At 67.0% G+C, this 20,852-nt stretch carries 18 protein-coding genes and 1 riboswitch; of the genes, 5 read left to right on the top strand and 13 right to left on the bottom strand.

Features of this window, described 5'->3' with window-relative positions; genetic code table 11:
* Positions 1–133 precede the first annotated feature (133 nt).
* Genes mmsB through LMF57_RS01170 form a run of 5 tightly spaced genes read right to left on the bottom strand, consistent with a single transcriptional unit; the run spans position 134 to position 5,674 of the window.
* Positions 134–1,024, bottom strand: a complete 891-nt coding sequence (gene mmsB / locus LMF57_RS01190; protein ID WP_229290551.1) for a 3-hydroxyisobutyrate dehydrogenase — start codon at positions 1,022–1,024, stop codon at positions 134–136.
* The gene (locus LMF57_RS01185) at positions 1,021–2,196 is read right to left on the bottom strand and encodes an enoyl-CoA hydratase/isomerase family protein (RefSeq protein WP_117309289.1); all 1,176 of its coding nucleotides are present in this window, start codon (positions 2,194–2,196) and stop codon (positions 1,021–1,023) included. The genes mmsB and LMF57_RS01185 overlap by 4 nt, the downstream gene beginning before the upstream one ends.
* The gene (locus tag LMF57_RS01180) at positions 2,193–2,990 is read right to left on the bottom strand and encodes an enoyl-CoA hydratase (RefSeq protein WP_117309288.1); all 798 of its coding nucleotides are present in this window, start codon (positions 2,988–2,990) and stop codon (positions 2,193–2,195) included. The genes LMF57_RS01185 and LMF57_RS01180 overlap by 4 nt, the downstream gene beginning before the upstream one ends.
* On the bottom strand, positions 2,987–4,153 hold the full coding sequence (locus LMF57_RS01175) for an acyl-CoA dehydrogenase family protein (protein WP_208082620.1): 1,167 nt from the start codon (positions 4,151–4,153) through the stop codon (positions 2,987–2,989). The genes LMF57_RS01180 and LMF57_RS01175 overlap by 4 nt, the downstream gene beginning before the upstream one ends.
* 15 nt (positions 4,154–4,168) lie before the next feature.
* Positions 4,169–5,674 carry a CoA-acylating methylmalonate-semialdehyde dehydrogenase gene (locus LMF57_RS01170; protein WP_229290550.1) on the bottom strand — a complete coding sequence of 502 codons (1,506 nt, stop codon included), beginning with the start codon at positions 5,672–5,674 and terminating at the stop codon, positions 4,169–4,171.
* Between the two features lie 87 nt (positions 5,675–5,761).
* On the opposite strand from LMF57_RS01170, the gene LMF57_RS01165 reads away from it, so the two are divergent.
* A complete protein-coding gene (locus LMF57_RS01165; protein ID WP_229290549.1) occupies positions 5,762–7,156 on the top strand; it encodes a short-chain fatty acyl-CoA regulator family protein in 1,395 nt (464 codons plus the stop codon).
* Between the two features lie 374 nt (positions 7,157–7,530).
* Here the strand turns inward: LMF57_RS01165 and LMF57_RS01160 are convergent, their stop codons facing one another.
* Entirely contained in the window at positions 7,531–7,968 is a 438-nt protein-coding gene (locus LMF57_RS01160) for a hypothetical protein (protein WP_229290548.1), read from the bottom strand.
* A 44-nt stretch (positions 7,969–8,012) separates the two neighbouring features.
* A complete protein-coding gene (locus LMF57_RS01155) occupies positions 8,013–9,863 on the bottom strand; it encodes a patatin-like phospholipase family protein (protein WP_208082051.1) in 1,851 nt (616 codons plus the stop codon).
* Positions 9,864–10,017: 154 nt separating this feature from the next.
* Positions 10,018–10,235: riboswitch (cobalamin riboswitch) on the top strand.
* 140 nt (positions 10,236–10,375) lie between these two features.
* Between LMF57_RS01155 and LMF57_RS01150 the strand changes: the two genes are divergently transcribed.
* The gene (locus tag LMF57_RS01150) at positions 10,376–11,047 is read left to right on the top strand and encodes an epoxyqueuosine reductase QueH (protein WP_208082052.1); all 672 of its coding nucleotides are present in this window, start codon (positions 10,376–10,378) and stop codon (positions 11,045–11,047) included.
* Between the two features lie 57 nt (positions 11,048–11,104).
* Positions 11,105–11,731: a bifunctional nicotinamidase/pyrazinamidase gene (gene pncA, locus LMF57_RS01145; RefSeq protein ID WP_208082053.1), complete on the top strand. Its 627-nt coding sequence runs from the start codon at positions 11,105–11,107 to the stop codon at positions 11,729–11,731.
* Positions 11,732–11,818: 87 nt separating this feature from the next.
* Here pncA and purU read toward each other — a convergent pair whose 3' ends face one another.
* Positions 11,819–12,670 carry a formyltetrahydrofolate deformylase gene (gene purU, locus LMF57_RS01140; RefSeq protein ID WP_208081694.1) on the bottom strand — a complete coding sequence of 284 codons (852 nt, stop codon included), beginning with the start codon at positions 12,668–12,670 and terminating at the stop codon, positions 11,819–11,821.
* A gap of 113 nt (positions 12,671–12,783) precedes the next feature.
* Between purU and LMF57_RS01135 the strand changes: the two genes are divergently transcribed.
* The gene (locus tag LMF57_RS01135) at positions 12,784–13,695 is read left to right on the top strand and encodes a LysR family transcriptional regulator (RefSeq protein WP_059064056.1); all 912 of its coding nucleotides are present in this window, start codon (positions 12,784–12,786) and stop codon (positions 13,693–13,695) included.
* Between the two features lie 3 nt (positions 13,696–13,698).
* On the opposite strand, the gene LMF57_RS01130 is transcribed toward LMF57_RS01135, so the two are convergent.
* The 3 genes from LMF57_RS01130 to LMF57_RS01120 form a co-directional block, all read right to left on the bottom strand.
* The gene (locus tag LMF57_RS01130) at positions 13,699–14,802 is read right to left on the bottom strand and encodes an NADH:flavin oxidoreductase/NADH oxidase (protein ID WP_105163262.1); all 1,104 of its coding nucleotides are present in this window, start codon (positions 14,800–14,802) and stop codon (positions 13,699–13,701) included.
* 166 nt (positions 14,803–14,968) lie between these two features.
* Complete coding sequence (locus LMF57_RS01125; RefSeq protein WP_208081693.1) at positions 14,969–15,775, bottom strand: NAD-dependent protein deacetylase; 807 nt, start codon at positions 15,773–15,775, stop codon at positions 14,969–14,971.
* Positions 15,776–15,818: 43 nt separating this feature from the next.
* A complete protein-coding gene (locus tag LMF57_RS01120; protein WP_025875773.1) occupies positions 15,819–16,229 on the bottom strand; it encodes an acyl-CoA thioesterase in 411 nt (136 codons plus the stop codon).
* Positions 16,230–16,322: 93 nt separating this feature from the next.
* Between LMF57_RS01120 and LMF57_RS01115 the strand changes: the two genes are divergently transcribed.
* Positions 16,323–16,958 carry a LysE family translocator gene (locus tag LMF57_RS01115; protein WP_033832763.1) on the top strand — a complete coding sequence of 212 codons (636 nt, stop codon included), beginning with the start codon at positions 16,323–16,325 and terminating at the stop codon, positions 16,956–16,958.
* Positions 16,959–17,104: 146 nt separating this feature from the next.
* On the opposite strand, the gene LMF57_RS01110 is transcribed toward LMF57_RS01115, so the two are convergent.
* The gene (locus LMF57_RS01110; protein WP_025875781.1) at positions 17,105–18,124 is read right to left on the bottom strand and encodes a ribonucleotide-diphosphate reductase subunit beta; all 1,020 of its coding nucleotides are present in this window, start codon (positions 18,122–18,124) and stop codon (positions 17,105–17,107) included.
* Positions 18,125–18,249: 125 nt separating this feature from the next.
* On the bottom strand, positions 18,250–20,661 hold the full coding sequence (locus tag LMF57_RS01105) for a ribonucleoside-diphosphate reductase subunit alpha (RefSeq protein WP_132826253.1): 2,412 nt from the start codon (positions 20,659–20,661) through the stop codon (positions 18,250–18,252).
* Between the last annotated feature and the right edge of the window lie 191 nt (positions 20,662–20,852).

The following is a 20,852-nucleotide window of genomic DNA, read 5'->3' as shown; positions in this document are numbered from 1 at the left end:
CTGTAGTGCCGAGCATGGGCTCGGCACTACACGGTCGGCGCGCATCCATCCTTCTGGAGGAGAGCCCCCTTGTTGTTCAAGGGGGTGCGCCAACGGCGCGGGGATAACGTGGAATGCGCGGACCGGCGACCAGTTACCGGTCGCTGGTGATGAGCTGCACGACGCTGGAGAAATCCAACTTGCCGCGGCCGGCCTGGTGGTTCATCGAGTACAGGTTGCGGGCCACTTCGCCCAGCGGGATCGAGGCGCCGACGCTCATCGCCGCCTCCACCGCCAGGCCCATGTCCTTCAGCATCAGATCGCTGCCGAAGCCGCCGCTGTAACCGCGCGACGCCGGCGCGTTTTCCAGCACGCCCGGCCACGGGTTGCACACTTCGGTGGCCCAGCTGCGGCCGGTGCTGACCGCCATCATCTGCGACAGCACTTTCGGGTCCAGCCCGTGCGCCACGCCCAGGGCGATGGCTTCGCCGGTGACGGCCATGATCACGCCCAGCGCCATGTTGTTGCACAGCTTGGCGACCTGGCCGGCGCCACTGGCGCCCACATGGAAGATGTTCCTGCCCATCGCCTGCAGCACCGGGCGGGCGCGTTCAAGCGCGTCCTCTTCGCCACCGACGATGAAGGTCAGCGTGCCGGCCTGTGCGCCGGCAGTGCCACCAGACACCGGCGCGTCGATCATCTGCAGGCCACGTGCGGCGGCCGCTTCGGATACCTTGCGCGCACTGGCCGGGGCAATCGTGCTGCAGTCGATGACCAGCGCACCGGCGGGAATCGCGGCAAGGATGCCGTCATCCCCCAAGTACACGCCTTCAACGTGGCGGCTGGCCGGCAGCATCGAGATCACCACCTCGGCCTCGGCCAGGGTCTCGCGTGCCGATGCCGCCGCGCTGGCACCCGCGTCGACCGCCGCCTGCACCGCGGCAGGCACCAGATCGAACACACGTACGGTGTGGCCGTTCTTGACCAGATTGGCGGCCATCGGGCCACCCATGTTGCCCAAACCAATGAATGCAACGCGGCTCATGCAAGGCTCCTTTCAGCGACAGGGGTACCCAGGTCGGCCAGCGGATGTGCGGCATCGGCCCAGGGAGAAGCGAAGAACGTATCGGCCCATGCGCGGTCGGCCTCGGCCAGCGTGGCCGGGTTCCACGAGGGATTGCGGTCCTTGTCGATCAGCAGCGCGCGGATGCCTTCAGCAAAATCACCATGCGCAGCGCAATGCAGGGCGGTGATGTATTCCAGCCGGTACACGCTGGCCAGATCCTGGCCAGCGCTGCGGCGCTGCAGTTCGAAGGCCAGCCGTGCCGAACCCGGCGCACCGGCGGCAAGGGTCTTCTGTGCGGCCTGCAGCCACGCGTCATCGGTCTGCAGGGTGCTGATGCGTTCGACGATGGCGGCCAGATCATCGCCTGCGCACAGCGCATCGACCTGCGTAGCGTTGGCCAGCAGCGGGCCGGTAGCCGCATCGCTGGCAAACGACAGCAGCAGCTGTGACAGGCGCTCGTGGTTGCGTGCGGCATCGGTCGACCACGCGACCTGCAGCAGCGCGTCGAACACCGCACTGCGGCGTTCCTCGGCCACATGCACGTCAGCCAGGCCGGCATAGATCGCATCGCCCGGGTTGAGCAGCGCACCGGTCAGGGCAAGGAACAGGCCACCGTTGCCCGGCACGCGCGGCAGCAGCCAGCTGCCACCCACGTCAGGGAACAGGCCCACGGTGATTTCCGGGAAGGCCAGCTTGGAGCGCTCGCTGACAACGCGATGGCTGGCGCCGGACATCAGGCCGATGCCGCCGCCCATCACGATGCCGTGGCCCCAGCACAGGATCGGCTTGGCGTAGGTATGGATCAGGTAGTCGACGCGGTACTCGACGTCGAAGAACTCGGCGGCGTAGTCGTTCCCGCGGATATCGCTTTGGCCGGCGTCGCGGTAGGCACGCATGCTCTGGTACAGGCTGTGCAGGTCACCGCCGGCGCAGAACGCCTTCTCACCGGCGCCCTGCAGCACCACCATGGCGATGGCATCATCGTCGGCCCAGGCGTTCAACTGCTGCAACAGCAGGTGCGCCATCGGCAGCGAGAAACCATTGAGCGTGCGCGGGGCGTTCAGCGTGGCGATGCCGATGCGCGTGCCGTTACCGGCCACGCGCTCTTCGAACAGCACCGGTGCTTGCTCGGCAACGGTGTCGGTGGTCATGCGTTTTTCCACTGCGCGGCGCGCTTTTCAAGGAAGGCACTCACGCCCTCGACCTGGTCGGCGGTGTCGAACAGATCGACGAAGGCCTCGCGCTCGGCCACCAGCGCCGACGCATGGGTGCCGGTGCGCGTGGACTGCACCAACGTCTTGCAGGCGGCAATGCTGGTCGGGCTCTGCTTGCCGGCCTTCTTCGCCCATTCCAGTGCCAGCACCTTGGCTTCGCCCTTGCCGACCTTTTCCTCGGCAAGGCCAATCCGCACGGCGGTTTCGGCGTTGATGCGCTCGCCGAGCAGGATCATGCGCTTGGCCCAACCCTCGCCGACCAGGCGCGGCAGGTTCTGGGTGCCACCGGCGCACGGCAGCAGGCCGACGGTGGCCTCCGGCAGCGCAACTTGGGCATGGTCTTCGATGATGCGCAGGTCGCAGGCCAGCGCGCATTCCAGGCCGCCACCCATGGCATAGCCGTTGATCGCAGCGATCGACACGCCACGGAAACCGGACAGCGCTTCGAAGGCTTCGCCGAAACGGCGTGCTGCTTCGCGTGCGGCAGCCTTGTCGCCGGAGGCGAACTGGTTGAGGTCGGCACCGGCGGAGAAGAACTTCTCGCCGTCGCCGGTGATCACCAGCGCGTAGATGTCGCGGTCTGCATTGAGCGCGCCCACCAGGTCGCGCAGCGCCGACAGGCTGTGCACGGTCCAGGTATGCGCCGGCGGGTTGTGCAGGGTGACCACGGCGGTGTGGCCATCGGCCTCGACCTTCAGGCCCACGTGCTCCTGGGTACGCCAATCCTTCATCGCAGTTCCTCTTCGGTGTTGAGCAGGTGACGGGCAACGATCACCCGCATGATCTCGTTGGTGCCTTCCAGGATCTGGTGCACGCGGCTGTCGCGCAGCAGGCGCTCGATCGGATATTCACGGATGTAGCCGTAGCCGCCGTGGATCTGCAGGGCTTCGTTGCAGATGTTGAAGCCGGCATCGGTGGCAAAACGCTTGGCCATCGCGCACCACACGTTGGCATCGCTGGCACCGGCATCGAGCTTGCGCGCAGCGGTATGCACCATCTGCCGCGCGGCAACCAGCTGGGTGACCATGTCGGCCAGCTTGAACTGCAGCGCCTGGAATTCGGACAACGCCTTGCCGAACTGGCGGCGCTCGCCCATGTAGCGGCGTGCGGCATCCAGCGCGCCCTGCGCAGCACCCAGCGAGCACGCGGCGATGTTGATGCGGCCACCATCGAGCCCCTTCATCGCCAGCTTGAAGCCGCCGCCTTCCTCTCCCAGAAGGTGGCTGACCGGTACGCGGACGTTTTCGAAGGTGATGCCACGGGTGGGCTGGCTGTTCCAGCCCATCTTCTCTTCCTTGCGGCCATAGCTGATGCCCGGCAGTTCAGCCGGCACCGCGATCGCGCTGACCCCGCCTGCACCGGCACCGCCGGTACGTGCCATCACCACCAGCAGCTCGGTGGCACCGGCGCCGGAAATGAAGGCCTTGGCGCCATTCAACACGTAGAAGTCGCCATCGCGCACGGCGGTGGTCTTCAGCGAGGCCGCGTCCGAACCGGCGCCCGGCTCGGTCAAGCAGTACGAGGCCAGTCTGCTGCCAGAAGACAGGTCATTGCCCCACGCGTCGCGCAGCGCCGGCTGGCCCCACGTGGAGACCATCCACGAAGCCATGTTGTGGATGCTGATATAGGCCGCAGTCGACGGGTCGACGTTGGCGAGCTCCTCGATGACGACGGCGGCGTCCAGTCGGCTCAGGCCGCTGCCGCCCACTTCCGGGTCCATGTACAGACCGCAGAAGCCCAGTTCACCGGCCTTGGCGATCGCCTCGCGCGGAAAGATGCCCTCCGCATCCCATCGCGCGGCGTGCGGCGCCAGTTCGGCCTGTGCGAAGTCACGCGCCGCTTCGCGGTACGCCTGCTGCGCTTCTTCCTGTTCCGTCGTCATCGAGTGGCTCATGGCTGCTCCCTGCGGTTACTTCAGGCTGATCGTGGTGTTGACGCCGTGGCTCAGCGTCTCGTCATCGAACCAGCGCGCGGTGACGGTCTTGGTCTGCGTGTAGAACAGCACCACCTGCTTGCCGTACGGACCCAGATCGCCCAGCTTGGAGGCGCGCGAACCGGTGAACGAGAACAGTGGCACCGGCACCGGAATCGGCACGTTGATGCCGACCTGGCCGACGTCAATGTCTTCCTGGAAGCGGCGTGCTGCGGCGCCGGACTGGGTGAACAGCGCGGTGCCGTTGCCGTTCGGGTTGCTGTTGACCATGGCGATGGCCTCATCCAGCGTTTCCGCTTCGAGGATGACCAGCACCGGCCCGAAGATTTCTTCCTGGTAGATGCGCATGTCGGTGGTGACACCGGCAAAGATGGTCGGGCCGACGAAGTTGCCCTTCTCGAAGCCATCGACCTGCGGCTTGCGGCCATCGAGCACCAGCTTGGCGCCCTGCTCCACGCCCGACGCGATCAGGCCTTCGACACGCTCACGCGCGCTGCAGGAAATGACCGGGCCGACGTCGGTGCCGGCGACGGTGCCGGCGCTGACCTTCAGGGTCTTGGCCTTATCGACCAGGTCCTGCACCCAACCGCGCGCTTCACCGACCAGCACCAGGGTGGAGGCGGCCATGCAGCGCTGGCCCGCCGCACCGAAGGCCGCGCCGACCATCGCATTGAGGGTCTGCTCCTTGTTGGCGTCCGGCAGCACCACGGCGTGGTTCTTGGCGCCCATCATGCACTGCACGCGCTTGCCGGCCAGCGATGCGCGGTTGTACACGTGGGTACCGACGCGGGTGGAACCGACGAACGACACCGCCTTGATGTCCGGGTGGTCGCAGATGGCGTTGACCACTTCTTCGCCACCGTGGACCACGTTCAGCACGCCCTTGGGAATGCCCGCTTCCAGCGCCAGTTCGACCAGGCGCATGGTGACCATCGGATCCTGCTCGGACGGCTTGAGGATGAAGGTGTTGCCGGTGGCAATGGCCATCGGGAACATCCACAGCGGGATCATCGCCGGGAAGTTGAACGGGGTGATGCCTGCGCACACGCCCAGCGGCTGCATGATCGAGTAGGTGTCCACGCCGTTGGCCACGTTGTTGGCCAGTTCGCCCAGCTGCAGGTTGCCGATGGCGGCCGCGTGCTCGACCACTTCCAGGCCGCGGAACACATCGCCTTCGGCGTCCGGCAGGGTCTTGCCCTGTTCGGCGGTGAGGATGTGCGCCAGCTCGCTCATGTTTTCGCGGATCAGCTGCTGGTACTTCAGGAAGATGCGCGCGCGGGTACCGATCGGGGTCTTGCGCCAGGTCTTGAAGGCTTCCTTGGCGGCAGCCACGGCGGCATCGACTTCACCCGTGGTGGCGAACGGCACCTGGGCCAGCACGTCCTGGGTGGCCGGGTTGATCACGTCCTGCCAGTGGGAGGTGGCCGATTCAACGAACTGGCCATCGATCAGCATGCGGATACGGGGCGCTGCAACAGTCATGACGACAATCCACGGGGTGCGAAAGATGCTTGGCATTATTCACAGGCCACGCCTCGATTTCCGGCCTTAATCCGCTTAATCTGGCCAATGCCCGCCACGATTCCTGTTAATCTTGTGAATCATTCAGCCCCCCAGCGCCAGCTCGGCCTGCGACTGCTCCGCCTGCGCGAGCAGCGCGGCTACAGCCAGGCCGACCTTGCCCGCGCCCTGGGGCTGTCGGCCAGCTACCTGAACCAGATCGAGCGCAACAAGCGCCCGCTGACGCCTGCGGTGCAGAAGAAGCTGGGTGAGGTGTTGGGCGATGTTTCCACCCTGTTCGACGACGATGAGCCCGCCGCGCTGCAGGAGTCGCTGGGCGAGACCCTGCGCGATCTGGGCCTGGCTGACGTCAGCGCCACCGAACTTCGCGCGCTGGCCGGCAACCTGCCGCAGGTCAGCCGCGCGCTGCTGGACCTGCACCGCCGCCACCTGGCATTGCGCGAGCATGCCGCCGCGCTGGAATTCCAGTTGGGCGAGCCGGGCGCGGGCAGCACGTTGCCGGCCGGCGACCAGGTGCGCGAGTTCTTCAACCGCATGCACAACCACATCCCCGAGCTGGACGAACTGGCCGAGCAGTTGTTCGCCGAATGGGGGCTGGCGCCGGGACACGTGGCGCCACGGCTGCGCCAGCTGCTGGCCGACCGCCACGGGGTGCTGGTGGAAGTGGCTGCGTTGCAGGCCGGGCGCGAGAAGCGCCAGTACGATGCCGGCAGCCGCACGCTGTGGCTGCCCGACTACCTGGAACCGGGCCAGCAGGCGTTCCAGATGGCCGTTGAGCTGGCGCTGCGTGGCTACCTGCCGCAGATCGATGCGGTGATCGCGCGCACCGGCTTCACCGACGAGGCCCGCATCGCGCAGGCGCGGATCGGCCTGTCCAACTATTTCGCCGGTGCGCTGGTGATGCCGTACATGCGTTTCCTGCGCGCGGCCGAGGCCAGCGGCTATGACATCGAGCTGCTGGCGCACCAGTTCGGCGTGGGATTCGAGGCGGTCTGCCATCGTTTGAGTACGCTGGCACGCCGCAGTGCGCCGGGGCTGCCGTTCTTCTTCATCCGCGTGGACCGCGCCGGCAACGTGTCCAAGCGCCACTCGGCCACCGACTTCCACTTCTCGCAGGTGGGCGGTTCCTGCCCTTTGTGGATCGTCTACGAGGCCTTCAACCAGCCCGGACGCATCCTCACCCAGACCGCGCGCATGCCCGATGGCCGCCGCCATTTCTGGCTGGCACGGCAGGTCAGCAGCGGCCCGGTGGGCCACGGCCAGCCACGCAAGACCTTCGCGGTGGCACTGGGGTGTGATCTGCAGCATGCCGATCGGCTGGTGTATTCGCTGGGGTTGGACGTGCAGAGCCCGGGCAATTCGGTGTCGATCGGGCCGGGCTGCCGGGTGTGCCCGCGCGAGGACTGCATGCAGCGCGCGTTTACCCAGTTGCCGGGGCGGTAGGGTTGGTTCGGCAGGGCTGCGCCCTGCACCTGCTTCAATCCAAGGCAACAGCAAAAGCAACAGCGGGCATTCCGTGGGATGGCGGGGTGGGTCCGATTGCGGGGGACGCTGCAAGTACGTCCATGTAAGCTCGGTCGCCGCATCCATGCGGCTCACGCCCCCGCAACCGAACCCACCCCGCCTTCGACAGGTTCCCGCGACTATTGGAACCTGCTGCTGATGGTGGGTGCCGACCGGTTGGTCGGCACCGGGGTCAGAGCCCGTTGCGACGCAACGGGCTCTGACCCCATCTGGATATCCGCTCTGGTAGGTGCCAACCTTGGTTGGCACGCTCTGGCCGTGCGCGAAATGCATCCACGCGCGGCGTGGCTCTACTAGTCCCAGAACACGGTCAGTACGCGGTGGCCTTCCGAGGGCATGGGTGCGTCGATGTGTTGGCCGTACGGCCAGCCTTCGCCGACGCCGTCACATTCCAAACCCTGCAGCCAGCCTTCCACGGTTGCGGCGTCGACGCGGGTCAGCACGTGCACGTTCTCTGCGGCAGGCCATTCGCTGTCGTCTTCCAGCGCACTGCCCCAGTCCTGGTGCAGGCCCACGTAGACACCTTCCACTTCGGGCTTTTCGGCAATCACGGCCAGTCGTGCGTACAGCTCGGCAATCGGCGGGCGGCCGTAGCCCCACTGGTTCGGTGCGATGCATTCTTCGAAATCATTGCCTTCGAAATACGCGGCCAGCGGCACCACCGGCAGGTGCTCCGGATCACGGGCGTCGAGTCGTTCAAGCAGGTCCAGCAGTTGCTGACGGGCGGACATGGGGCGTTCCTTGCAGTGGGGGGCAGCGATTGTATCCACCACGGTCAGTAGATCGGCGTGACCTTCATCTGCGGCAGCGGGCGTGGTGCGCCATCGGTCAGGTCCGGGCCTAGGTCTTCCCAGCTGCGCCCCTGCTCCACCATCTGCGCCCACAGCTGCTGCGACCCACGACGCTTGTCTTCCGAACCCAGTTTGTACGACGGCGGCGGCGGCGTGCCGGTGGCCACCATCGCATAGGCCGCGCGATAGGCCAGCACCTGCTGCGCCGGATCATCGGTGCGCGCTATTTCCAGCGTGTAGCGCTGGTAAGCCGAGGCCAGGTTGCGCCAACGGATCCAGTAATGGTTCTCGAACGAGAACGAACAGAAGCGCGTACCGGCCAGGCTGCCCTTGTCGGCGATGCGGGTCAGTACCTCCTGCGGCATGTCCAGGTTCATGCCACCCTCGTCGCCCTGCAGGCTCACATGCACGATGCGGTCGCGATACCCCGGCGCACGCGCCTGCAGCAGGTCGCGCCAGTTCTGCATGGTGGCCACCACCGCGAACAGGAAGCGGCCCAGCTCACCGGCCGCCAGCGGCGTGGCGATGGACTGGTAATGCCGCTGCCATCCATGCCGGTTCTCGGTGGGCAGGAACACCGAGCGTTCCAGCGCCTGGCGGCTGTCGCCCTCGCGCTCCACCGGTTCGGGGCGTTGCGGATAGACCAGGTTGATGGCAAAGGTCGGCCAGCGCGGCATCGCCGCGTCGAACAGGTGGATGGGGAAATTGCTGCTGATGCCGCCATCGGAAAACCAGCAGATGCGGAAGGCGGTGATGACGGGGCCGCAGGACTGGCCGGCACTTGTCAGCCCTTCCATGCTGTCGGCCACGTTCTGCCCGCCCTCATCTGCAGCCGTCGACGTCGGCTCGCAGCGACGTTCGCGACGCGAGGGCTCATGCAGCGGCACCGCGCTGATCAGCAGCGGGAAGCTGAGGCTCATGCGCGTGGCCACCAGTACCGGCAGCGACGCACCCTGCGGCAGGTGGTAGTAGTTGCGGCCTTCAACCTCGCGCGGTGGGCCGGCACGGTCGACCATCCACTGCACCACACTGGCCGGGAACAGCTGCTCGAACTCCTCGCGCAGGAACCAGAACTGCGCCCCACCCAACGGCAGCGTGCGCGGTTCGTTATGCGATACGCAGGTGGTGATCATCTGCAGGGTGATCGCATGCGGGCTGTCCGGTTCGCCTGCATAGCGCGGCGCGTCATGCAGGTCGGCGAAGGTCAGCGGTGCATCCATCGGCTTGCCCGACAGCTGTTGCAGGCTTTCATGCAGCCACTCGGTCAGCGCCGGCCTGCCTGCATTCCGGCTCAGCCCGCTGCACAGGCCCAGCAGGTTGCGCCGCGCCACCCGGGCCACGCGCAGCGCAGCGGCGGCCACGCCCGCGCCGTAGGCGCACAGCAGCGACGGCAGCAGGGTCGCGGCCACGCCGCTCCAGCCACCGCCCCACCAGCCCAGGCCGAGCAGCAGTGCCAGCGACACCAGCACTTCCAGCGGCGCGATCTGGAACACCGCGATGGCCAGGCACAGCAGCTTGCGTGGCCAGCCGGCGTTGCCGGTCAGCACCACCAGCAGCCGATACGCAGCGCGCGCGCCGGCGGCGGGCTGGAACAGTCTGTAGATGAAACCGCGCCGCGACAGCTGCGCCGACACCGCCGACAGGCCGCCATAGCCGGCGTCGCCAGGCAGCTGTTCACCCCGTTGCTGGCGCCTGTCACCGTATGCCGCAGCGGCCGCCACGGCAGCGGCGATCGCGCCGGCCGAGGTGCCACCGATGCTCTTGAAGCGGTATTCGCGGGCCAGTGCGAGCACCGCGTTGGGATACACGATACCGCTGGTGATGCCGCCTTTCATGACCAGATCGCAGTACTTCGCCGCCACAAGCCACCTCCCGTCTGTCGGTGCCCAGTATGGCAAGAGGCACTCTCACAGCCTGAGAAACGCGCCACAGCCCTGCGTTTTCATCGGCCCTTGACCATTGCCGCCAACGCGTCCACCGTGGGCCCGCCGAAGGTATCCCTGCCGTGGCTTCGATGGCGGCAGGGATTTGAACGGGAATCCGGTGAAGGCGCTTCGCGCGCCCATTCCGGAGCTGCCCCGCAGCGGTGAATGGAAACGAATCCTGCCAACAGCACTGGGCACGCGCCTGGGAAGCGGCAGGTATCAGGTGGGCCAGCCGGCCCGTGTCCATCAGCCCGAATACCGGCCCCGGCCGGGGGACACGAAAGTCCCCTGACTCGACCTGGAATCTCCGCGGGGAGGTTGCCGGGGCCGTCGTCGTGCTGCGCGTGCAGGCGGTGTGGCCGCGCGCGTCCTGTTCACGGTTCCCGTCCAGACCTGCTGCCCACGCCCCGATGCACCCGACGATGACCGAGCTCCAACGCCCCACCCTGACCCTTCCCGACAACGGCCAGCGCCTGTTGCTGCACTCGTGCTGTGCGCCCTGCTCGGGCGAAGTGATGGAGGCGATCACCGCCTCCGGGATCGACTACGCGATCTTCTTCTACAACCCCAACATCCATCCGGTGAAGGAATACGAGCTGCGCAAGCAGGAGAACATCCGCTTCGCCGAACAGCACGGCATCCCCTTCATCGACTGCGACTACGACACCGACAACTGGTTCAGCCGTGCACGTGGCATGGAGAACGAACCCGAGCGTGGCATCCGCTGCACCATGTGCTTCGACATGCGCTTCGAGCGCACCGCGCTGTACGCGCACGAGCACGGCTACGACACCATCAGCTCCTCGCTGGGCATCTCGCGCTGGAAGAACATGGCGCAGATCAACGACTGCGGTGGGCGCGCCGCCTCGCGCTACGAAGGCCTGCAGTACTGGGACTACAACTGGCGCAAGGGCGGCGGTGCCAGCCGCATGGTCGAGATCAGCAAACGCGAGCAGTTCTACCAGCAGGAGTACTGTGGCTGCGTCTACTCGCTGCGCGATGCCAACCGCCATCGTCGCGAGAACGGCCGCGAGCGCATCAGGATCGGTCTGCTGTATTACGGGCAGGACAACGACACCGCCAGCGGCGATTGACGTGCACGCGAGGGGCGGCCACGCTGGTCGCCCCTCCTGCGTTGTACCGGACCTGCCATGACCGCCCTGCCCGCTGATGTCGCCCTGCTGGTGATCGACCTGCAGCCGGACTTCATGCCCGGTGGCGCTCTTGCCTGCGAACAGGGCGATGCGCTGGTGGCACCGATCAACGCGCTGCTGGCCGAGCGCCGCTACCGCACCGTGGTGGCCACCCAGGACTGGCACCCGGCCAACCACGCCTCGTTCGCCAGCCAGCACCCGGGCCATCTGCCTTTTGAAGCCATCCTGCTGCATGCACAGCCGCAGACCCTGTGGCCGGACCACTGCGTGCAGGGCAGCACCGGCGCCGCCCTGCACCCCGGCGTGGACTGGACCGTGGCCGACCTGATCCTGCGCAAGGGCAGCCGCCAGCAGGTGGATTCCTACAGTGCCTTCCGCGAGAACCACGGCCCCGACGGCACGCGCCCGGCCACCGGGCTGGCCGGCTGGCTGCACGAACGCGGCATCCGCGAGCTGCACGTATGCGGGCTGGCCCGCGACTACTGCGTGCTGTGGAGCGCACAGGACGCGGTGAAGTCGGGCTTCCGGGTGAAATTCCTGTGGGAGCTGACCCGCCCGGTGACCGAGGCCAATGACGGCATGGTGCGCGAAGCCCTGGCGAAGGCGAGGATCGCGATCCTCTGACCCGCTTCCGCCGGGCATGGCCCGGCGCTACCCGTCGTCCGATCCTGGTAGCGCCGGGCCATGCCCGGCGAGCGGGCGACGCGGCCGTTACCTGAACACTACCGTGCGGTGCCCGTTGAGCAGGATGCGGTGCTCCACATGCCGGCGTACCGCCCGCGCCAGCACCTGCGATTCGGTATCGCTGCCCAGCCGCACCAGCTCGCGCGGGGTCATCGCGTGGTCCACGCGGGCCACGTCCTGTTCGATGATGGGGCCTTCGTCCAGGTCTTCGGTGACGTAGTGCGCGGTGGCGCCGATGATCTTGACCCCGCGCGCGTGCGCCTGATGGTACGGCTGCGCGCCCTTGAAGCTGGGCAGGAAGCTGTGGTGGATGTTGATCGCCCTGCCCGCCAGCGCACGGCACAGCGTGGGCGAGAGAATCTGCATGTAGCGCGCCAGCACCACCAGGTCGATGCGCTCGCGCTCGACCAGATCGATGATCTGCTGTTCCTGCGCCGCGCGCGTGTCGGCGTTCACCGGCAGGTGCTGGAACGGGACCTGGTAGGACGCTGCCAGTGCTGCGAAGTCGGCATGGTTGGAGGCCACCGCAGCGATGTCCACCTTCAACTGGCCGCTGTGCGCACGGAACAGCAGATCGTTCAGGCAATGGCCCTGCTTGCTGACCAGCACCAGCAGGCGCGGCCGGCGGCGGCCATCATGCAGCTGCCAGTCCATGCCGAAGTCTGCGGCCAGTGCGGCCATCGCGGCGTGCACGGTGTCCAGCGGCAGACCCGCATCGCGGTCGAAGTGCACGCGCAGGAAGAAGCGACCGCTCTCCTCGTCGCCGAACTGCTGGGCGTCGAGGATGTTGCAGCCGTGGTCGAACAACAGGCCCGACACGCGGTAGACGATGCCGGTACGGTCGGGACAGGAGAGAGTGAGGATGGAATCGGGGCGCATCGCCGAAGTGTAGAGCAGCGCGGCCGCGCGAAGGACAACGGTCACCGATGCAACCGACTGCTTGGGACAGACCCAAGCGATACTTGGCCTTCCGCATGGCAAGCTGGGCGGTCATGAACCTGTTGCAGCTCATCCGCAGCTTCACCCGCACCGCAGAGACCGGCAGCATTGCCGCTGCGGCGCGCACCCTTGGCATCAGCGCCACCGCCGTGGGCCAGAACATCAACCGGCTGGAAGCCCATCTGGGCGTCCGCCTGCTGAACCGCAGCACGCGTCAGCTGGCGCTGAGCGAGGCCGGCACGGTGTACCTCGCGCAGGTGCGGCATATCGAAGCCGACCTGGCGCGCGCGCAGGCGATGGTGACCGCCGGCGACGTGGAGCCGGCCGGGCCCCTGCGCATCGCCAGCAGCAGCGCGTTCGGCCGGCACGTGCTGGCACCGCTGCTGCCCTCGCTGCAGCAGCGCTACCCGCAGCTGCAGCTGGAGCTGCGCCTGACTGATCGCGCCGTGCAGCACGGTGCCGAGGCGGTGGATGCCAGCATCCGCATCGGCGCGCAGCTGGAGGACGGGCTGGTGGCACGTCCACTGGCGCGCATCCCGTTCGTGTTCTGCGCCTCGCCGGCGTACCTGCAGGCGCACGGCACGCCGCTGCAACCGGCGCAGCTGGCTGCCCATCGCGGCCTGCTGCATCGCTTTCCCACCGATGGCCGGCCACTGCGCTGGGGCCTGCTGAAGAACGGCGAGCGGGTGGATGCCGCGCTGCCGCCGAGCATGGTCTGCGATGACATCGACGCGCTGGCCGAGCTGGCCGCCGCCGGTGCCGGCATCACCCGGCTGGCGGCGTTCGTGGCCGAGCCCTACCTGCGCGATGGTCGCCTGCAGTGCGTGTTCGGTTGCGGCACCGACTGGCAGCCGGAGCCGATGGACGTCTACTTCTGCGTGAGCGACCGCCGCGATTTCACCGCCAAGATCCGCGCGCTGTTCGAGCACCTGCAGGCCGGCCTGCCGCCGGCCTGGCAGGTGTAGTGCTCAGCGCGGGCTAAACACGCCGCGTGCGTCGCGCGGTTCGCAGCGCAGGTACTGCGGTGCCGGCACCACGCTGTCGCCCAGTGCAGCAGCGGCGTGCCACGGCCAGCGCGGGTCGTACAGGATGCCGCGGGCCAGTGCGATGGCATCGGCCTGGTTGTGGCGCAGGATCGATTCGGCCTGCTCCGGCTCGGTGATCATGCCCACCGCGATCACCGGCATGCGCACCTTCTTGGCCTTGATCGCCGCCGCGAACGGCACCTGGTAGCCCGGGCCGACACTGATCTTCTGGCGCTCGTGCAGGCCGCCGCTGGACACATGCAGGAAATTGCAGCCGCGCGCGTCCAGCACCTGTGCCAGCGCCTCGCTCTGCACGATGTCCCAACCCCCCTCGACCCAGTCGCTGGCGGAGATGCGCACGCCTACGGCGACCTTGTCCGACACTGCGGCACGCACCGCGTCGAACACTTCCACCAGCATCCGCAGGCGGTTCGGCAGCGAGCCGCCGTAGCCATCGGTGCGGCGGTTGCTCAGCGGCGACAGGAACTGATGCAGCAGATAACCGTGCGCGGCGTGGATCTCGATCAGCTCGAAGCCCAGGCGCTCGGCGCGCACCGCACTGGCGGCGAAAGCGGCAACGACTTCGGCGATACCGGCCTCGTCCAGTTCCTGCGGTGCCGGATCGGCGGCATGGAACGGCAGCGGCGAGGGGGCCACGGTCGCCCAGCCGCGGGCATCATCGGCCGGCAGCTGGCCACCGCCGTCCCAGGGACGATTCACCGACGCCTTGCGGCCCGCATGGCCCAGCTGCACGCCCAGCGGCATCGGCGACCAGCGGCGCACGCTGGCCAGCACCTGCGCCAGGGCCGCTTCGGTGCCGTCGTCCCACAGGCCAAGATCGGCCCAGCTGATGCGGCCGCGCGCTTCGACCGCGGTGGCCTCCAGGATCAGCAGGCCCGCGCCGGACTGCGCCAGGTTGCCCAGATGCATGGCATGCCAGTCGCTGGCGCGGCCGTCTTCGGCGGAGTACTGGCACATCGGCGCGACGACGATGCGGTTGGACAGGGTCAGGGGGCCGAAGGAGATCGGCGAAAACAGCTGGCTCACGGCAGTGGGGGTGTACCAAAGGGGGTGCGTATTGCACCGCTGTGCGGCCGATAGATCAACCGTGTGGGTGGATCGCTGTTTCGTGGGGGCGCGTTGTGGGTAACGCCGGGCCACGCCCGGCGAGCGCACAGCGCGGCAGCCCGTTTCCGCCGGGCATGGCCCGGCGCTACCCGATGACGAACCCGGCCAGCGCCTCGGCGCAGTCGCGCTCGTCCTTGAACTGCAGCAGGTCGTCGGCACGGGTGCGGCCACGGTTCAGCGCGGCCACCGGCAGACCCGCCTTGGCCGCGGCCTGCACGAAGCGGAAGCCGGAATAGACCATCAGCGAGGAACCCACCACCAGTACTGCATCCGCCTGCTGCAGGTGCTCATGCACCGCAGCCACGCGTTCACGCGGCACGTTTTCGCCGAAGAACACTACGTCCGGCTTCAGCAGGCCACCGCAGTGCGGGCAGTCGGGCACCGCAAATGCGGAGAAGTCGGTTTCCAGATCGGCGTCACCGTCGGGCGCGATACCGGCCTGCAGCAGTTCCCAGCCGGGGTTGGCCTGCAGCAGCCGCCGCTGGAACGCCTCACGCTCGCTGCGGCGTTCGCAGCCCATGCAGCGCACCAGGTCCAGGCGGCCATGCAGGTCGATCACGTTCTGGCTGCCCGCGCGCTGGTGCAGGCCATCCACGTTCTGGGTCAGCAGCACCTGCAGCTTGCCGCTGTCCTCCAGTGCGGCCAGCGCCTGGTGGGTGCCGTTGGGCCGGGCCTGGCCGAAGCGCGGCCAGCCCAGCAGGCTGCGCGCCCAGTAGCGCTGGCGGGTGGCGGCCTCGCCCATGAAGGCCTGGTAGGTCACCGGCGGCGTGCGCTTCCACTGGCCATCGGCATCGCGGTAATCGGGGATGCCCGAGGCGGTGCTGCAGCCGGCGCCGGTCAGCACGAACAGGCGCTGGGCGCGGTCGATGAAGTCGGTGAGCGGCGGGGTCATGGCAGCCAGATGGGGGCGCACCGGCGCCCCCGCAAGCATCGGCTCAGGCCGCCGGCGCGCCGGGCAGCTGCGGCACGGTCACCGGGTGGCCATCGTCGCCCAGGGCGATCATCACGAAGTGGCCACGGGTGCACAGCTTGCGCTCGCCGCTGTGCAGGTCCTCGGCGATCAGCTCCACCTCGACCTTCATCGAGCTGCGGCCGACCTCGACGATGCGGCCGATCGTTTCCACCATCTGGCCGATGCGGATCGGCAGCTTGAAATCGACCTGGTCGCTGCGCGCGGTCACCACGGTGCGGCGCGAATAGCGGGCGGCGGCGAGGAAGGCGGCCTTGTCCATCCATGCCAGGGCCTGGCCACCGAACAGGGTGCCCATGTGGTTGGTGTGGTTGGGAAAGACGATTTCGGCCATGCGCACTTCGGTCGGCGGCACGGTCTCGGGGATGGGGGTCATGGGGGCGGTTCGGGTGTGGGGTGAGACGGATTTTAAGGCAGGTGGTGTGCAGGCGGCGCTACACTTCGGCACCCCCCACTGCGTGAACCCACCATGCCCGCCACGTCCGACCTGCTGGCCTTCGCCCTTGTCTCGCTGGCCATGGTGCTGACGCCCGGGCCGAACATGATCTACGTGATCTCCCGCTCGATCTGCCAGGGCCGCATGGCCGGGCTGATCTCGCTGGGCGGGGTGGCGCTGGGCTTCGTGTTCTACATGCTGTGCGCGGCGCTGGGCATCACCGCGCTGCTGATGACCGTGCCGTTTGCCTACGACGCGCTGCGCATCGGCGGCGCGCTGTACCTGCTGTACCTGGCCTGGCAGGCACTGAAGCCCGGCGGCCGCTCGCCGTTCGCGGTGCGTGACCTGCCGGTGGACGGCCCACGCAAGCTGTTCGCGATGGGTTTCCTGACCAACGTGCTGAACCCCAAGGTCGCGGTGATGTACCTGTCCCTGCTGCCGCAGTTCCTGCACCCGGACAGCGAGGGCAGCGTGCTGATGCAGTCGCTGGTGCTGGGCTCCACCCAGCTGCTGGTCAGCGTGAGCGTGAATGCGGTGATCGCGATAATGGCCGGCAGCATCGCCGGCTTCCTCGCCGCCCGCCCCACCTGGCAGGCGGTGCAACGGTGGTTCATGGGCACGGTGCTGGCCGGCCTGGCCGTGCGCATGGCGGTGGATGGGCGGCGGTAGCGCCGAGCCATGCCCCGCGGAATGCGCGCGGCACCATGAAAAAACCTTCCGCGCTGCGCGCTCGCCGGGCGTGGCCCGGCGCTACCGTAAAAACGAAAAACCCCGGCGTTGGCCGGGGCTTTTCGCGACAGACCTGACCAGATCGATCAGAAGTTCATGTCGAAGGCTACTTCACCCTTCACGCCCACCTGGTAGGCCGAGGCGCGGCGTTCGAAGAAGTTGGTCAGTTCCTGCACGTCCTGTAGTTCCATGAAGCTCAGCGGGTTGCGCACGTTGTACTTGCGCTCCATGCCCAGGCGATGGAAATGGTTGTCGGCGCAGTGCTGCAGGTACTGGCGCATGTCACGGGTGGAAATGCCAGCCACGCCACCGGACAGCACATCCTCGGCGAACTGCACTTCGCACTCGATGGCCTCGGCCAGCATGTCATAGACATCCTGCTTCATCTTGTCGTCGAACAGGTCCGGCTCTTCCTCGCGGATCACGTCCACGCACTCGAAGGCGAACTCCATGTGCGCGCTTTCGTCGCGGAACACCCAGTTGGTGCCCGAAGCCAGGCCGTTGAGCAGGCCGCGCGAACGGAAATAGTACACGTAGGCGAAGGCGGCGAAGAAGAACAGGCCTTCGATGCACGCCGCGAAGCAGATCTGGTTGAGCAGGAACTGACGACGCTCTTCGCGGGTCTCGATGCGCTTCAGGTCCTGGATCGAATCGATCCACTTGAAGCAGAAATCGGCCTTCTTCTTGATCGAGTCGATGTTCTCCACCGCGGCGAAGGCTTTGACGCGCTCGTCCGGATCCGGCAGGTAGTTGTCCAGCAGGGTCAGGTAGAACTGCACGTGCAGCGCTTCTTCATACAGCTGGCGCGACAGGTACATGCGCGCTTCGGGCGCGTTCAAATGCTGGTACAGGTTCAGCACCAGGTTGTTGGACACGATCGAATCGCCGGTGGCGAAGAAGGCGACCAGGCGGTGGATCAGGTGGCGCTCGCCCGGCGACATCTTGCTGTGCAGGTCGCTTATGTCGATCTGGAAGTTGATCTCTTCCACCGTCCAGGTGTTCTTGATCGCATTCCGGTACATGTCATAGAACTGCGGGTAGCGCATCGGGCGCAGGGTCAGTTCAAAACCGGGATCGAGCAGCATCTGCTTGGGCTTGTCGGCCATGGGTGTTTCCTTGTCTTCTCGGGTCAAAACGCCGGGCATGGCCCGGCGCTACCTTGTTGTTTCCGTAGTCGATCAGCAGTGCCGACCAACGGTCGGCACCCACCGCGCGTTAATCCACCGCGGTGTTACTGGCAGGCTTCGCAGGCTTCCGGGTTCTCCAGCGAGCAGGCGATGGCCTCCTCCGGGCTGAACACCTTTTCCGGCGCAGCGCTGGCCGTGTGGCTGACAGTGGTCTTGGCGATCTTGGTGGCAGGACGCGAACGCAGGTAGTAGGTGGTCTTGATGCCCTGCTTCCAGGCGTACATGTACATGGAGGACATCGCGCCGATGCTCGGGCTTTCCATGAACAGGTTGAGCGAGGCGGACTGGTCGATGAAGGCACCACGGTCGGCGGCCATGTCGATCAGCGAACGCATCGGCAGTTCCCATGCGGTGCGGTAGACGTGGCGCAGCGTTTCCGGAATCTGGGTGATGGCCTGGATCGAACCGTCGGCCAGCTTGATTGCATCGCGCATTTCCGGAGTCCAGTGGCCCAGCTTCTTCAGCTCGTTCACCAGATAGCGGTTCACCTGCAGGAAGTCACCGGACAGGGTCTCGCGCTTGAACAGGTTGGACACCTGCGGTTCCACGCACTCGTAGCAGCCGGCGATGGAGGCGATGGTGGCGGTCGGGGCGATCGCGATCATCAGCGAGTTGCGCAGGCCGTGTTCCTTGATGCGTTCACGCAGGGCATCCCAGCGCGCGGCATCTTCCGGCACCACGTTCCAGGCGTCGAACTGCAGCTCGCCGCTGGCCGCACGGGTGTCGGCGAAGGACGGGTGCTTGCCGCGTTCCTGGGCCAGTTCGACCGAGGTTTCCAGCGCGTGGAAGTAGATGGTCTCGGCAATCTTCTTCGACAGCGCGCGGGCTTCGGCGCTATCGAACGGCAGGCGCTTGCGGAAGAACACGTCCTGCAGGCCCATGCAGCCCAGGCCGACCGGACGCCAGCGCAGGTTGCCGCGGCGCGCCGATTCGATCGGGTAGAAGTTCAGGTCGATCACGCGGTCCAGCTGGCGCACGGCCAGGCGCACGGTGTCGGCCAGCTTGTCGAAATCGAACTCGCCGTTGCCGTCGAAGTGGTTGCCCAGGTTGATCGAACCCAGGTTGCACACCGCGGTTTCTTCAGCCGAGGTGACTTCCAGGATCTCGGTGCACAGGTTGGACAGGTGGATCACGTTGCCGGCGCGCAGGGTCTGGTTGCTGGCGCGGTTGCACTTGTCCTTGAAGGTCATCCAGCCGTTGCCGGTCTCGGCCAGGGTGCGCATCATCCGCGAGTACAGCTTGCGCGCGGAGATGGTGCGGTTGGCCTTGCCCTGTGCTTCGGCCTGCAGGTAGGCGGCCTCGAAGGCTTCGCCGAACAGGTCGGTGAACTCGGGCACCACGCGCGGATCGAACAGCGACCATTCCTGGTCGGCCTCCACGCGCTTCATGAACAGGTCCGGGATCCAGTTGGCCAGGTTCAGGTTGTGCGCACGGCGCGATTCGTCGCCGGTGTTGTCACGCAGCTCGAGGAAGTCCTCGATGTCGGCGTGCCAGGTTTCCAGGTACACACAGGCCGCGCCCTTGCGCTTGCCACCCTGGTTCACCGCAGCCACCGACGAATCCATGGTCTTCAGCCACGGCACGATGCCGTTGGAATGGCCGTTGGTGGACTTGATGAGCGAGCCGCGCGAACGCACGCGGGTGTAGCTGACGCCGATGCCGCCGGAGAACTTCGACAGCTGGGCGATGTCGCCGTACTTGGCGTAGATCGATTCCAGCGAATCCTGCGGCGAGTCCAGCAGGAAGCACGAGGACAGCTGCTCGTGGGTGGTGCCGGAGTTGAACAGGGTCGGGCTGGACGGCAGGTAGTCCAGGTTGCCCATGCGCTTGTACAGCGCCAGGGTTTCCGGCACATCCTCGCTCAGCGCGCTGGCGATGCGCAGGAAGAACTGCTGCGGGGTCTCGATCACCTTGCGGGTGTGCGGGTGGCGCAGCAGGTAGCGGTCGTACAGGGTACGCAGGCCGAAGTAATCGAAGTTCAGGTCCAGCGAGATATCGATGGCATCGTTGAGCTTGCGTGCGTTGGTCTGCACGAAGTTCAGCAGGCGGTCGTTGATCAGGCCCACTTCGTGGCCACGCCCCACCGACTGCGAGAACGCGTGGATTTCCTGGTTGGACACTTCCTTGGCGATGAAGTTGGCCAGCAGGCGCGCGGCCAGGCGGCCGTATTCGGGTTCTTCGCCGATCAGCAGCGCCGCGGTGCGGATGGACAGTTCGTCCAGCTCCTGGGTGGTGGCGCCGTTGTACAGGCCGGAAATGGTGCGGGTGGCCACACGCATCGGATCGACGGCGTGCAGGCCCTCGGAGGAACGCTGCACCGCGCGGACGATCTTGTTCAGATCCACCAGCTCGGTCGTGCCATTGCGCTTGGTCACACTCATCGCGTTGGACGTCGGCGGCGACGTCAACAGGAATTCGCTTTCCTTCTCGATGGTGGCGCTGGTCTCGGTGGTCACGGCGTGTGTCCTCTTGGCGTGATGGATGGTGGCTCGGAGCATCGGGTGACGCGGCCCGGGACGTGACAGTCCAGGGTGGCAGACCGGTGTCGCAGGAATTGAGACCCTGCGCCTGCCGCTACTGCTGACGGTTGCTGGCGGTACCTGCGTGGACGCGGATCGGGGCGGCCGGGGGGCCGTACGATCCTGTC

The sequence above is a fragment of the Stenotrophomonas sp. SI-NJAU-1 genome (assembly GCF_020883215.1).
In the GTDB taxonomy this organism is placed as follows: domain Bacteria; phylum Pseudomonadota; class Gammaproteobacteria; order Xanthomonadales; family Xanthomonadaceae; genus Stenotrophomonas; species Stenotrophomonas indicatrix.
Note: the sequence above shows the minus strand (reverse complement) of the source record. Positions and strands in the feature narration are given on the sequence as shown.